At 46.1% G+C, this 16,518-nt stretch carries 1 protein-coding gene; it reads left to right on the plus strand.

Going from position 1 to position 16,518, the window contains the following annotated elements:
- Window positions 1-35: 35 nt before the first annotated feature.
- A complete protein-coding gene (locus NYE49_RS09285; RefSeq protein ID WP_342411020.1) occupies window positions 36-16,505 on the plus strand; it encodes an amino acid adenylation domain-containing protein in 16,470 nt (5,489 codons plus the stop codon).
- The last annotated feature ends 13 nt before the right edge of the window (window positions 16,506-16,518 follow it).

Here is a 16,518-nt window from a genome sequence, read left to right on the forward strand (position 1 = left end):
TAACCATTTCTGAGGTGGAAGAACATCTTACAGGCATGAAGCGGCAGTTGAAAAGCCCGCTTTCAGAAGGGCAAAAAGGGCTGTGGATGCTTCAAAAAATGTCTCCTGGGATGAGTGCATATAACATTCCTTTATGCTTTCGCTTCAGCAAACCAATACATGCAGAGACGTTCAAGAAAGCCCTTCTGTTTGTACAGAGACAATATCCGGTCTTAGCCAGTGTGATTCAAGAAGAGAATGGCATTCCATTTCAATCGGTTCAGTTATCAAAGGATCTTTATTTTGTGGAAGAGGATATATCAGCAATGAAATCAGCAGATATTTTGCCTTTTCTAAAAGAAAAAGCAAAAGAACCTTTCCAGTTGGAAGCTGGTCTGTTATGGCGCACACATCTTTTTCAACGGTTAGAAGAAGAATGCATTGTTCTTATAACAATTCACCATATCATATTTGATGGTGTGTCGATGCTGACATTGATATCGGCGCTATTCGAAGCGTATCAACAATTGCTGAATGGGATTGAGCCCTTGCAGCAGCCATTAACAGCTGATTATTACGATTTTGTCGATTGGGAAAAACGGATGCTGACTGGCAGAGAAGGGGAAGAGCATCTCGCTTACTGGAAAGAACAGTTGTCTGGGAGTCTGCCAGTTCTTGATTTGCCTGCTGACCGTCCGCGGTCTTCAGCACGAAAATTCAAGGGGCAAGCTTATAAAAGCTTGCTCCCCCATCACCTGAGAAATCAAATTAAATCGTTTGCCCGCACCAATCATGTGAATGAATCGGTTGTGTTTCTCTCCATTTACAAAGTACTGCTGCACCATTATACAAAACAAAAGGATATCATTGTCGGCGTTCCGACAATGGGTCGGCAAGAAGACAGATTTGAAACCCTAATCGGTTATTTTATCAATATGATGGCTGTTCGGAGCAAGAATATCGGAGCTCAGCCATTAACAGCATTTATTCGGGAGCTGCAGCTGACAATGGCTGACGGTCTGGATCATGCGGCGTTTCCGTTCCCTGCATTGGTAAGAGAGCTGAATGTAGACCGCTCGGCCACGGATTCTCCGGTTTTTCAAACAGCCTTTCTGTACCAAAACTTTTTTCAGGCAACAGGCTTGCAAAAAGTGCTCGAACCGTATCAAACGCTTGGCATCGAATATATTGAAGACATTCGGCAAGAGGGTGAATTTGAGCTGGCACTCGAAATATATGAGCAACAAAATGAAACAGTGCTTCATCTTCTGTACAACCCTGATTTGTATGAACTGTCCTCCATTGAAAGCATGATGGAGAACTATATGAAGCTCGCGCAGCACATGATGGAGGACCCGTCTTTGCCGCTTGAAGCTTACTCTTTGCAATTAAATCAAGAACAAACTAGTTTGCTGGAACAATGGAATGCGACAGGGACAAACATCGCAAATGACAAGTGTATACATGAGGTGTTTGAGGAAAAAGCGAAACAAACCCCCAATGCGGTTGCTGTGATGTTTGAAGACAGATCACTTACATATAAAGAAGTAGATGAAAAAAGCACATCTGTGGCAGTCTACCTTCAACATCAGGGTGTTGGACCTGAACAGCCCGTTGGCATTTGTGCAGAGCGTTCGTTTGATATGATCATCGGAATTTTAGGAATACTGAAAGCTGGCGGAGCGTATATGCCGTTAGATCCAAGTTTTCCGCAAGAACGATTAGAGTACATGCTCAAAGACAGTCAGGCATCCATTGTCCTCACCCAACCTAACGTTCATGAGAGGATCAGCGGATTAACTGGCAGCCATGTAAAAGCGATCAATATCGAGTTAGCTTGCCGAAACGGTTATACAGACCAGCAAAGCAGCGGTTTAAAGCGGGAAGTAAAACCGGAACACCTCGCTTATATTATTTATACATCGGGAAGCACCGGAGAGCCTAAAGGGGTTATGGTAGAGCATCGGAGCATTATGAATACCCTGAATTTTCTTGAATCTCACTATCCTGTAACGGCTGAGGATGCATATTTATTGAAGACGAACTATGTGTTTGATGTATCGATCTCAGAATTATTCGGATGGTTTATTGGAGACGGCCGTCTAGTGATTCTTCCGCCTAATGGGGAGAAATCACCGCAGCTTTGCATGGATTATATTGAAACATATAAAGTGACTCACATTAATTTTGTGCCGGCCATGCTGCATGTTTTTTTAGAAATGGCGAAAGACAACAAGCGATTCACAGAGGACGGACCGCTGAAGTATATGATGGTTGCAGGTGAAGCCTTCCCTAAAGAATTAGTGAAAAAGGCGGTATCACTCTTTACAAACTGCCGTGTTGAAAATATATACGGACCGACGGAAGCCTCCATTTACGCTGCGTATTTCGGATGCGGAAAAGGAGATATCGCAAGTCACCATACACCGATTGGAAAGCCTGTCTCCAACACGAAAATTTATATTGTGGACCAGCATTTGAAGCCTGTCCCGATCGGAAAGCCTGGTGAGCTTTGCATCGCTGGAGCCGGTTTGGCAAGAGGCTACTTTAAAAAGCCGGAGCTTACGGCTGAAAAATTTATTGATAATCCCTTTGAACCAGGGACGAAGCTATATAAATCGGGTGATTCAGCAAGGTGGCTTCCTGACGGCAACATAGAATACTTGGGACGGATTGACAGCCAAGTCAAAATACGCGGTTTTCGCGTCGAGCTGGGCGCAATAGAAACAAAGCTGAGTGAATTTCCGGGCATTTTAGATCAGGCGGTAGTGGTGAAGCAGCTGGAGGGCCATCAACAGCTCGCTGCTTATTATACAGAGGAAAGCGGACATGCCTCTGCCAATCCAAAAGATTTGCGCCATCATCTAAAATCGAGTCTGCCGGAATATATGATACCTTCACACTTTATCCGCTTAGATGAGCTTCCATTATCGCCCAGCGGAAAAGTGAACCGTAGAGAATTAGAAAAACGTGAGATCGTGTTCAACAGAAGGAAACCAAATCACTTGCAATTAACGGAAATAGAGGATCAGGTGCTGCGCATTTGGGAGGAAACGCTCAAGGTCAGCGGATTTGGGCCGGAAGACGGATTTTTCGATGCGGGCGGCGATTCGCTTCTGGCTGTAGCTGTGGCTGAACGAATCAAAAAAGAATTCGATTGTGAGTTTCATGTTACTGAGCTGTTTGAGTATTCCACGATCCGTGCAATCAGTGAATACATTTTGGAGATGAAAAACTCAGATCTAGCCGGGACACAAAATGAAGATCATCAGGATGTCAAAAAAGATAGAAAACACCTAGAACAGACGATTCCTCCTTATTTTGACGACAGTGTTGCGATTGTGGGGATATCTTGCCAGTTCCCGGGTGCGAAAAATCATCATGACTTCTGGAACCACATCAAAGAAGGGAAAGAAAGCATACGATTCTTTTCTGAAGAAGAGCTTCGCGCAAATGGAGTTCCCGAAGAATTGATACAGCATCCTGACTATGTGCCGGTGCAATCTGTGATCGAAGGGAAAGACTTATTCGATCCCGGTTTCTTTCAAATCTCGCCAAAAGATGCTGAGTATATGGACCCTCAGCTCCGCCTCTTATTGCTGCACTCGTGGAAAGCGATTGAAGATGCAGGATATGTAGCTAAGGAGATTCCGGCAACAAGTGTATATATGTCTGCAAGCAGCAATTCATATAGAACGTTATTGCCGAAGGAGACAACAGAAGGACATGAATCACCGGATGGCTATGTCTCATGGGTTTTAGCCCAAAGCGGAACCATTCCCACAATGATCTCACATAAGCTCGGATTAAAAGGGCCAAGCTATTTTGTTCATTCTAACTGTTCTTCATCACTAGTCGGTTTATATCAAGCATACAAAAGCCTGACATCGGGCGAATCACAATATGCGCTTGTCGGAGGCGCAACATTGCACGCACAATCAGCGATCGGCTACGTGCACCAAAACGGGTTGAATTTTTCAAGCGACGGGCATGTAAAGGCGTTCGATGCTTCGGCGGACGGAATGGCCGGAGGTGAAGGCGTAGCAGTCATCCTGCTGAAAAAAGCTGTGGATGCCGTAAAAGACGGAGACCATATTTATGCCATTATGCGCGGAATAGGCATCAATAATGATGGGGCAGAGAAGGCAGGCTTCTATGCGCCTAGTGTAAAAGGCCAAACAGAAGTGATACAGCATGTATTGGATACAACCAAGATCCATCCTGAAACGGTCAGTTATATTGAAGCACACGGTACGGGAACAAAATTAGGCGATCCTATTGAGATGTCTGCGCTAAATAAAGTGTACAAGCAATACACCGACAAAACACAATTTTGCGGAATTGGTTCAGTGAAAACGAATATCGGCCATTTGGATACAGCTGCGGGGTTAGCCGGATGCATTAAAGTTGCGATGAGTTTATACCATAATGAACTTGCACCGACCATCAATTGTACGGAGCCGAATCCGGATATAAAGTTTGAAAGCTCTCCTTTTTATGTTGTCCGTGAACGAAAATCGTTAGAGAAACACGCAGGTGTCCATCGGGCGGCTCTGAGCTCATTCGGCCTTGGCGGAACTAACGCCCATGCAATATTTGAGCAATATGAAAACATTTCTGATGCAGGTACCGAAAACGAAGGCAATCAGCCTTACATCATTCCTATATCAGCTAAAAATAGTGAACGGCTCCAAGTATACGCGAAGGAAATGCTGTCCTATATCAGTCAAGACGAGCAAAGGCATTTCTCTTTAAGAGATATTGCATATACCTTCCAAGTTGGCCGTGAAGCAATGGATAACAGGATCGTTTTTATAGTGAACGATCTGGAAGAATGGAAACATCAGCTGGAAGCTTTTGTGACTGGAAAGCCGCTCACAGAAGGCTGTATTCAAGGAGAAAAAACGAGAATGACATCCGCTGAACAGCTGCTTGGAAATGCTGAAGCAGATGATATGGCTTCATCGCGGATATCAAAAGAAGAATTGAGAAAGCTTGCCGAGATGTGGGCAAATGGCTTTCACGTTGAATGGCGCAGGCTCTATCCAAATACAAAGCCACGCCGCATCAGCTTGCCGACATACCCTTTTGCCGAAGAACGATACTGGCCTGAAAGCAGCACCGGCGCTATCACAACAATTGAACCATCTCGTTTGCATCCTTTGGTGCACCGTAATACATCGGTTCTGTCAGAGCAGCGTTTCAGCTCCATTTTCACAGGACAAGAGTATTTTATTGCCGAGCATATCATTAAAGGCATGGCGATTTTGCCGGCGGCGGTCACGCTTGAAATGGCAAGAGCCGCTATAGAACAAGGAATTGGCGGATTGGAAGATCATGAAACTGGAATCAGGCTGAAAAATGTCGTGTGGGTTCGCCCGGTTGTAGCAGGAAGTGAGCCGGTTCAGGTAAATATCGGACTTTACGATGAAGATGGCGGACACATTGCTTATCGGATGTATGGTGATCCGGAATCCGCTGATGCAGAACCAGTTGTATATAACCAAGGTAAAGCGGAATTGATTCAGTTAAAGCAAGAAAAAGCACTGGATCTTTCTAAGATCAAGAAACAATGTGATCAAAGCAAAATGGATGCTGCCTCGTTTTATGAAGGGATGATCGGCGCCGATTACGGTCCAGGTTACAAGAGTGTAGAGGCCGTATATAAAGGCGACGGCCAGCTGCTTGCAAAATTATCACTGCCGGAATCTGTTGCACATACGTTGGGCGATTATGTTCTTCATCCAAGTGTAATGGACGGGGCGTTACAGGCGGCTGAATATTTGCAAAATGTCGTCAGAGCGGAACTTTCAGACACTGAAGACTTTAAGGCAGCACTGCCATTTGCCCTGGAGGAACTTGAGGTCTTTGGTCAGTGCGTTTCTGACATGTGGGTTTATGTTCAATTCAACTCGAAAAACAAACCAGGAGATTTGATACAGAAAGTCGATATTCACCTATGTGATGAGCATGGCATGATCTGCGTGCGGCTGAAAGGATTTTCGACGAGAGTGATGGAGGCAGATATACAAACCGAACCATCAAAAATCAACGCTGAAACTTTATTGCTTCAGCCCGTTTGGCAAGAACAAAAGGCTGCTGACAGCTTAGCTGCAAAAAAATATGCAGAGCATCTCGTATTCCTATGTGAATATGGTCATGAGACGAGAAAACAAATTGAAGCAGCTATCGAGGATGTCCATGTATACAGCCTGGAAGCAAGGCCTTCTTCAGTAGATGGGCGTTTCCATTCTTATACAGAACAAGTGTTTAAAAAGGTACAAGAGATCCTTCGCACGAAACCGATAGGCGACATTCTCATTCAGATCGTAACCTCTGCAGAGGGAGAACAGCAATTGTTTTCAGGGTTGACAGGCCTGCTGAAAACAGCTTGTCAGGAAAATGCCAAACTAACCGGCCAAATGATTGAAGTCAGCAGTGAAGAAAGTGGAGAAAGCATCGCTGGCAAACTGTTAGAAAATCAAATGAGCAGCGATTCATATGTCAAATATCAAAACGGGACACGGTATATTGCTGATTGGCGTGAAATCAAACAGGCAAAAGGAGACGCCAGCAAACCGTGGAAAGACAATGGCGTTTATCTCATTACAGGAGGTGCCGGCGGACTAGGTCATATTTTTGCAAAGGAAATTGCGGAACAAACGAAAAATGCGACAGTCATTCTGGCGGGCCGCTCACCTCTTAGCGAAAGCAAAAGCACAAAGCTGAAAGAGCTTCATAGCAAGGGGGCTGACATCACCTACCGGCAAACAGATGTTACCAATAAAATTGAAGTCTATCAGCTCATTGACGACATTCAAAAAAGATATGGCCGTCTGAACGGTATTCTTCATAGTGCCGGAATCATCAAGGACAGCTACATGGTTAATAAACAGGCAAAAGATCTGCACGATGTACTGGCGCCTAAAGTAAAAGGGCTTGTTTATCTAGACGAAGCGAGTAAGGATTTGCCTTTAGACTTCTTTATTCTCTTTTCATCTCTTTCAGGAAGTTTAGGGAGCATTGGTCAGTCTGACTATGCGGCAGCCAATGTATTTATGGATATGTATGCAGGCTATCGAAATAGGCTTGCCGACCTCAGCCAGCGGCATGGGAAGACGCTTTCTGTAAACTGGCCTTTATGGAGAGATGGAGGCATGCAGGTCGATCAAGAAACTGAGAAAAGGTTTGTGCAACTGGCCGGTATTGTTCCTATGAGGGCGGAAAAAGGAATTCAGGCATTATATCAAGTACTTCATTCAGAGGCAAACCAAGTAATGGTGATCGAAGGCGATGTGCAGAAAATAAAACAAAACATGCTGGCCAAAAACGCCTCAGCACCTATGGAAAAGAAGGAAGCAGAACACATGACTGAACAAATAAATAGCATTGATACAGACAGTTTGCTGGATAAAGTAAAGGCGATGTTAAAGCGAGAGATCGCCAAGCTGTTAAAGGTCAAGCTTGAAACGATTGATGATCATGCCGAGATGACGGTGTATGGTTTTGATTCTATCTCCATGACTGAATTCACCAACCATATCAATCGCGCCTATCAGTTAGAGCTGACGCCAACCGTATTTTTTGACCACCCGACGATTCATGCGTTTGGCAAGCATTTGTCAGAAGAATATCAATCGGTATTTGCGAAGACATTTGCTGTGCGCGCTGTATCGGCTCAGATTCAGCCTGCTGCGAAACAGGAACAAGCCGTGCGTGCCAAAGCTAAAAGACGCAGAAAGCAGCAAGTCATGCTGCCAAACGCCATACAGAGTGATGCTGGGCCTGAGCCAATTGCCATTGTGGGCATAAGCGGGATTTTCCCTATGGCGAAAGACGTTGAGGCGTACTGGAACATCTTAAAAGAGGGCAAAGACTGCATGATGGAAATCCCGAAAGATCGCTGGGATTGGCGTGAATATGAAGGTGATCCGGCGAAGGAAGTCAATAAAACGAACGTGAAATGGGGCGGTTTTATTGACGGTATTGCAGATTTTGATCCATTATTCTTTGGCATTTCCCCGCGTGAAGCTGAACAAATGGAACCTCAGCAGCGCTTACTGCTGACTTACGCCTGGAAAGCGATCGAAGATGCAGGATATTCGGCGAAAAGGTTGTCAGGCACAAAGACCGGTGTCTTCATCGGAACGGGAAATACAGGATACAGCTCTCTTCTATCTAAAGCGAACTCGGCAATAGAAGGATCAGCGGCAGCCAATACGAGCCCATCGGTCGGTCCGAACCGGGTCAGTTATTTCCTTAATCTGCACGGGCCGAGCGAACCGATTGATACAGCGTGCTCAAGTTCACTAGTGGCGATCCACCATGCCATCTCTTCAATTGAGGAAGGCACTTGTGACATGGCATTAGCCGGCGGTGTAAATACGATTATCCTTCCTGAGGTGTATATCAGCTTTGATAAGGCGGGAGCACTGAGCAAAGAAGGAAAATGCAAGACATTTTCAAATCAAGCCGATGGTTTTGCACATGGGGAAGGTGCCGGCATACTGTTCCTGAAAAAATTAAAAGCGGCTGAAGAAGCGGGAGACCATATTTACGGAGTCATAAAAGGCAGTGCAATCAATCACGGCGGCCGTGCAGCCTCTTTAACGACTCCCAATCCGAAGGCGCAGGCAGATGTTATTCAGTCGGCATATCAAAAAGCGGGAATCGATCCGAAAACCGTGACCTACATTGAAGCCCACGGAACCGGGACGGAGCTTGGAGACCCGGTTGAAATTAACGGTTTGAAATCAGCTTTTAAAGCATTGGGTGTAAATGAAGGAGACACATCAGCCAATCCTTACTGCGGATTAGGGTCTGTAAAGACAAACATCGGCCACTTATCGCTGGCAGCCGGTGCAGCAGGAGTTATTAAAATATTATTGCAGCTTAAGCATAAAACCTTAGTGAAAAGTCTGCATTGCGAAAACGTGAATCCATACATTCAACTGAAAAACAGTCCGTTCTATATCGTACGGGAAACGGAAGAATGGAAAGCGCTGAAAAATGAACGGGGAGAAGAGCTTCCTCGCCGGGCAGGTGTCAGTTCATTTGGAATCGGCGGGGTAAACGCCCACGTGATTATCGAGGAATATATTCCGGAAGCATCCGATGAGAATATACCATCCATCACGCCGGAACATCCGGGTATCTTCGTTCTATCGGCTAAAAATGAAGCGCGGCTAAAAGAACATGCACAGCAGCTGGCAGATGCGCTTGATAAGCAAACATATAGTGACGTAAATCTCGCCCGAATCGCTTATACACTGCAAGCCGGACGGGATGCGATGGAAGAACGTCTCGGGATTATTTCCGGTTCCATTGAGGATGTACAGCAAAAGTTAAAAGACTTTGCAGCAGGCAAAAGCGGTGTGGAGGATGTATTTAAAGGCAGGATTGATAAAGGCACACTCCAAATGCTGACAGAGGACGAAGAGATTCAAGAAGCCGTCGAGAAATGGATGGAACGGAGAAAGTATGCAAAATTGCTTGAATTATGGGTAAAGGGGCTTGATGTAGACTGGACGAAATTGTATGGCGAGAATCTGCCAAAGCGCATCAGCTTGCCGACGTATCCTTTCGCAAAAGACCGTTATTGGATCTCTGATCATATTGAAAAAAGCGGCAGTATTGATGCAAATCAAGCAGCCTCCCGCCTTGGCGGAAACGTGCTGCATCCATTAATGCATCAAAACACATCGAATCTCTCGGAACAAAGGTTTAGCTCTATTTATACGGGAGAAGAGTTTTTCCTTGCTGATCATGTTGTGAAAGGCCAACGGATTTTGCCTGGGGTGGCTCATCTTGAATTGGCGCGGGTAGCTGTTGAGCAGGCCGCAGAGGTGCAAGGTGTACCGTGCACCATAAAGCTAAAGAATGCAGTTTGGGTGCGGCCTATTGTTGTAGAGGATCAGCCGCAGCAAGTACACATTAGGCTTTTACCGGGAGAAAATGGTGAGATCTCTTATGAAATCTATGGTCATTCAGACGTTACTAGCGAACAGTCAATTGTCTACAGTCAAGGCAGCGCGGTATTGAATCCTGCTGAAAATCTGCCGACGGTTGATTTGCAATCTCTGCGGGAGCAGTGTCAGGAAAGTCATTTCAGCGTAAACGAAGTATACGACACCTATCGAATGATTGGATTTGAATATGGTCCTGCTTATCGCGGAGTGAAAAAAATCTATACAGCTGAACAATTTGTTTTGGCAAAATTGTCATTGCATCCGTCAGCTGCAGATACGCTCAGCCAATACAAAATGCACCCTGGGCTGATGGATTCTGCTTTGCAGGCGTCAAGCATTTTGACAGGCGCCGGGGATAACCAGCTGACACTGCCTTTTGCTATCCAGGAGCTTGAAATCTTCGGAGCATGCTCGTCAGAAATGTGGGTATACGCAAGATACAGCCAAGGCAGCAAGGCAACTGATAAGGTGCAAAAACGCGATATTGATATTTTAGATGAGAGCGGCAACGTTTTCGTACGGATGAAAGGATTATCTTTCAGAGCAGCGGAAGGCGGCTCTGGATCGGCGGAATCTGATCAAACGCTGGCAACCCTGATGTTTGAAGAAAAATGGGTGCCTAAGGATTTTAAAATAGAAAGTCCTGAGCCTCATTACGAACGACACATTGTCATGCTTTGCGACATGAATGACCTCTCAAAAGATCGCATTGAATCAAGAATGACAGGAGCGGAATGCATCGTTTTGGAGTCATTCCGCGAAGGACTTGCAGAGAGGTTCCAAGATTATGCCGAACAAGCGCTTGAGACGGTCCAGGGTCTTCTCAAAAGCAGACCTCAGGGCAATGTTCTGATCCAGCTGCTTACCTCTTCACAAAGAAAGCAGTACTCATTCTCAGGGATATCGGCGCTCCTTAAAACCGCCGGCCTGGAGAATAAAAAACTAATCGGCCAGACGATTGAAATCGATTCACATGAAAATATTGAAAGTGTAATAGAAAAACTGAAAGAGAATAAAAGGCACACAGAAGATCAGCACATCAAATATGAAAAAGGCAAACGGTACATCAATGATCTGGATGAAATGCAAATAGATGATCGGGAAATAAGCCTGCCGTGGAGAGATAAAGGCGTATACCTCATCACGGGCGGCGCGGGAGGACTTGGGTTTATTTTTGCAAAAGAGATTGCTCGTCAATCTGAACAGCCTGTTCTCATTCTGACAGGCAGATCTGAGTTGAATGCGGAGCAGCAGGCGGAGCTTAACGAGCTTCAGCAATTAGGGGCTCGCGCAGAATACAGGCAGGTAGACGTAACACAAACGGAAGCAGCCTTAGAGCTTATCACAAGCATTACGTCTGATTACGGAGACTTGAATGGCGTCATTCACAGCGCAGGGCTGATTAAAGATAACTATCTTATGAGCAAAACCAATCAAGAGCTGACACAAGTTTTAGCTCCTAAGGTGAAAGGGCTTGTGAATGTGGATGAGGCAACCGAGCATCTTGCGTTAGATTTCTTTATCCTCTTTTCTTCAATATCAAGTGTTGCCGGCAGCGCGGGACAGGCGGATTACGCAATGGCTAACGCATTTATGGACAGGTATGCTGCTTATCGAAATGCGCTTGTAACCGCTATGTACAGGCACGGGCAAACGTTGTCGATCAATTGGCCGCTCTGGAAAGAAGGCGGCATGCGCGCGAATAAAGAAATTGAAAACATGACGTTGAAAAACACAGGTGTGACTTCAATGCGGACCGAGACCGGCATTCAAGCGCTGTATAAAGGTTTGGCATTTGGCAAAGACCAAGTCATCGTCATGGAAGGAATCAAAGACATGATGAGGGAAAAGCTGACTCAAAAGACGTCTTCTGATGATGTACCAATGAAAACAGTACAAGTACCGGTGACATCTGAAGCGAGAATGGATCAAGGGAATATGTTTGACCACATTCAAGAAGTTTTAAAGCAAACAATCTCTCAATTGCTCAAAATCAAACCTGAAGAGATTGACCCGGACATGGAGTTTAATCAATATGGATTTGATTCGATTACGTTAACTGAATTCGCAAATACACTGAATGAGAAGTACAAGCTGGATCTTACGCCTACGATCTTCTTTGAGCACGCAACTGTTTATGCATTTGCAGGGTATCTGTCAGAAGAATATCCAAATGCTTTTACAGCTCAAACGCCTGCCAAAGCTGGGGTGCTGATGCAGCCTGTCGAACAGAATATAAAAAATATGACGTTTTCGACTGAAAACCGCTTTGTAAAACCTTCGGTAACACCAATGCAAAAGGAAGCTGATCACAAGCCTGAGCCTATTGCGATTGTGGGGATGAGCGGCGTTTTCCCAAAGGCAAAAGACGTTGAGGAATATTGGAAGAACCTGTCATCGGGCACAGATTGTATTACAGAGGTTCCAAAAGACCGCTGGGATTGGCAGGAGTATTACGGAGACCCTTTGAAAGAAGCGAATAAAACAAACGTCAAATGGGGCGGTTTTATTGATGAAGTAGCTGACTTTGATCCATTGTTCTTCGGCATATCTCCGCTGGAGGCTGAGCAGATGGAGCCTCAGCAGCGCCTGTTAATGACCTATGCGTGGAAGGCGGTAGAAGAAGCGGGACACTCAGCGAGAAGCCTGGCAGGAACCAAAACGGGCATCTTCATCGGGACAGGAAACACAGGGTACAGTTCACTTCTGTCAAATGTAGACATCGAAGGCTCAGCGGCTGCGAATATGAGTCCTTCTGCAGGACCGAATAGAGTCAGTTATTTCCTGAACATTCATGGGCCGAGTGAACCGATCGACACTGCGTGCTCAAGCTCTTTGGTCGCCATTCATCATGCGGTTTGCGCCATTGAAAATGGAAACTGTGAAATGGCGATTGCGGGAGGGGTCAACACGGTCGTAACTCCGCAAGGCCATATCGCCTATGATAAGGCCGGGGCGCTGAGCAAAGAAGGAAGATGCAAAACATTTTCTGACAAAGCCGATGGATTCGCAGTCAGTGAAGGTGCCGGCATTCTCTTTCTGAAAAAGCTGACAGCGGCTGAACGAGACGGTGATCATATTTACGGTGTCATTAAAGGAAGTGCGGTAAACCACGGTGGCCGCGCAAATTCTCTAACGACTCCTAATCCGAAAGCTCAGGCGGATGTCGTAAAAACAGCATATGAAAAAGCGGGAATTGATCCAAGAACCGTAACTTATATTGAAGCGCATGGGACTGGAACCGAGCTGGGCGATCCAGTAGAAATCAACGGCTTAAAAGCGGCATTTAAAGAGCTGTATGAAAAAACGGGGGACCCGGCTGTTCATGGCAGCCATTGCGGACTTGGATCAGCGAAAACAAACATCGGTCACTTATCGCTGGCGGCCGGTGTGGCGGGTGTCATTAAAGTGTTATTGCAGCTCAAGCATAAAACGCTTGTCAAAAGTCTGTACAGTGAAACTGTTAATCCATATATCAGACTGGATGACAGCCCGTTTTATATTGTGCAGGAATCGAGAGAGTGGCAGGCGCTTCGGGATGAAGCCGGCCGAGAGCTGCCGCGCCGCGCAGGCATCAGTTCGTTCGGGATAGGCGGCGTCAATGCCCACGTGGTCATTGAGGAATATATTCCGAAAGAAACAACCCATCCTGCAACAGCACCAGCTGTGACAGCGCAGCACCCGGGCATCTTTATTTTGTCGGCAAAGGATGAAGATCGTCTGAAAGACCAAGCCCGGCAATTAGCAGACTTTATCAGCAAGCGATCTATCACTGCTTGTGACCTCACTGATATTGCTTATACACTCCAAGAGGGGCGTGATGCAATGGAGGAGAGATTAGGGATCATCGCTGTCTCGACTGGGGACTTGCTGGAAAAACTGAACCTCTTTATAGAAGGGGGCACCAATGCGAAGTACATGTACAGAGGCAGAGCAGAAAAAGGTATCGCACAAACATTGAGATCAGATGACGAAGTACAGAAAACGCTCAACAATAGCTGGGAGCCTCACATATATGAAAGACTGCTTGATTTATGGGTAAAAGGCATGGAGATAGGCTGGAGTAAACTGTATGACGGCAAACAGCCGAAACGCATCAGCCTCCCTACCTATCCATTTGCGAAAGAACGCTACTGGATAACGGATACGAAAGAGGAGGCAGCCGCCCATCAAACAGCTTTAAAAACAGTCGAATCAGCAGCTTTGCATCCATTGATACATGTCAACACATCTGATTTGTCAGAGCAGCGTTTCAGCTCGGCCTTTACAGGTGCTGAGTTCTTTTTCGCCGATCATAAGGTGAAGGGGAAACCGGTTATGCCGGGCGTGGCATATCTTGAGATGGTTCATGCTGCCGTTACAAGAGCAGTGAGAAGAACCGAAGATCAACAATCTGTTATTCACATCAAAAATGTTGTGTGGGTGCAGCCGATTGTGGCGGACGGCCAGCCTGTGCAAGTGGATATCAGTCTAAATCCCCAGCAGGACGGCGAGATTGCTTTTAACGTCTATACAGAGGCTGCACACAATGATCGAAAGATACATTGTCAAGGCAGTGCTTCAATCCGCGGGGCAGGAGACATTCCAGTCCAGGATATCAGCGCGCTTCAAGACCAATGCAGTTTAAGCACACTCTCACACGACCAGTGTTATGAATTGTTTAAGGCGATCGGCATTGACTACGGACCTGGTTTTCAAGGGATAGATCGGCTTTACATCGGCCGCAATCAAGCCTTGGCAGAGCTTTCTCTGCCTGCTGGTGTAACTCAGACACTGAATGAATTCGTTCTTCATCCAAGTATGGCCGATTCTGCTTTACAAGCGTCGATCGGGCTAAAGCTGAATTCCGGTGACGAGCAGCTTTCTCTGCCTTTTGCGCTGCAAGAGCTAGAAATATTCAGCCCGTGTACAAATAAAATGTGGGTGTCTGTGACATCTCGTCCTAATGAGGACAAAATACAGAGACTGGATATTGATTTGTGTGATGAACAAGGCCGAGTGTGTGTAAGAATCAAGGGGATTACCTCAAGGCTGCTGGAAGAAGGCATACAACCGCCAGACGGGCCGACATCACTAGGAAACTCCAAAGCAACTCTTAACGGACCGCTTCTTATGGCGCCTATATGGGATCGAGTGCAGCTGAAGAAGAGGATCATTTCGCCTGCTGATGAGCGTGTTGTCATCCTCGGAGGGGATGACAACAGCAGAAAAGCTGTTCAAAGGGAGTTCCCGTTTGCCAAGGAGCTGTACATTGAGCCGAACGCATCAATTCATAGAATTGCAGGCCAGCTTGAAGCACTCGGATCGTTTGACCACATCGTGTGGATGTCTCCTTCTCGTGTGACAGAGTGCGAAGTCGGCGATGAAATGATTGAAGCCCAAGATCAAGGCGTCATTCAAATGTATAGGCTCATTAAGGCAATGCTTTCTTTAGGCTATGGACAGAAGGAGATAAGCTGGACGGTCGTGACAGTGAACACACAATATGTTGATCAGCATGATATTGTCGACCCGGTCGATGCCGGGGTGCACGGCCTGATCGGTTCAATGTCAAAAGAATATCCAAATTGGCAGACAAAGCTGATCGATGTTAAAAAATACGAAGACCTGCCGTTATCTCAACTCCTTTTCTTGCCTGCCGATCAAGAAGGGAATACGTGGGCCTATCGAAACAAGATTTGGCATAAGCTTCGTCTAATTCCAGTACACAACAATCAACCGGTGCACACGAAGTATAAGCACGGAGGTGTTTATGTTGTCATAGGCGGAGCTGGCGGTATTGGTGAGGCGTGGAGTGAATATATGATCAGAACATATCAGGCGCAGATCGTTTGGATTGGCAGAAGGAAAAAGGATGCAGCCATTCAAAGCAAGCTGGACAGACTTGCACGTCTAGGGCCAGCCCCGTATTACATTCAAGCTGATGCGGCTAACCGAGAGGAATTAGAACGAGCGTATGAAACAATGAAACAAACGCATCGAGAAATCAACGGCATCATCCATTCTGCGATTGTCTTACAAGACCGAAGCCTGATGAATATGAGTGAGGAATGTTTCAGAAACGTTCTTGCTGCAAAGGTTGATGTAAGCGTGCGAATGGCCCAAGTTTTCCGGCATGAACCACTGGATTTTGTTTTGTTTTTCTCTTCCGTACAATCGTTTGCAAGAGCTTCCGGACAAAGCAATTACGCTGCGGGCTGCAGTTTTAAGGATGCTTTTGCACAGCGGCTGTCTCACGTATGGCCTTGTACAGTGGCCGTGATGAATTGGAGTTATTGGGGAAGCATTGGTGTTGTTTCATCACCGGATTACCAGAAGAGAATGGCTCAGGCAGGCATAGGCTCAATTGAAGCCCCTGAAGCAATGGAAGCTTTGGAATTGCTGCTCGGGGGACCGCTGAAGCAGCTAGTAATGATGAAAATGGCAAACGAAACGAATGATGAAGCGGAACAGACAGAAGAAACGATTGAAGTGTACCCGGAAACTCACGGCTCCGCCATTCAAAAGCTGCGAAGCTATCACCCGGGTGACAGCACAAAGATTCAACAACTGTTATAGGAGGGGAAGCGCC

It is taken from the genome of Bacillus sp. FSL L8-0358 (assembly GCF_038593095.1).
Classification (GTDB): domain Bacteria; phylum Bacillota; class Bacilli; order Bacillales; family Bacillaceae; genus Bacillus; species Bacillus subtilis.

Coding starts and splice junctions, on each gene's coding strand:
- NYE49_RS09285 (WP_342411020.1), top strand. CDS start 36: ATGAAGCGGCAGTTGAAAAGCCCGCTTTCAGAAGGGCAAAAAGGGCTG.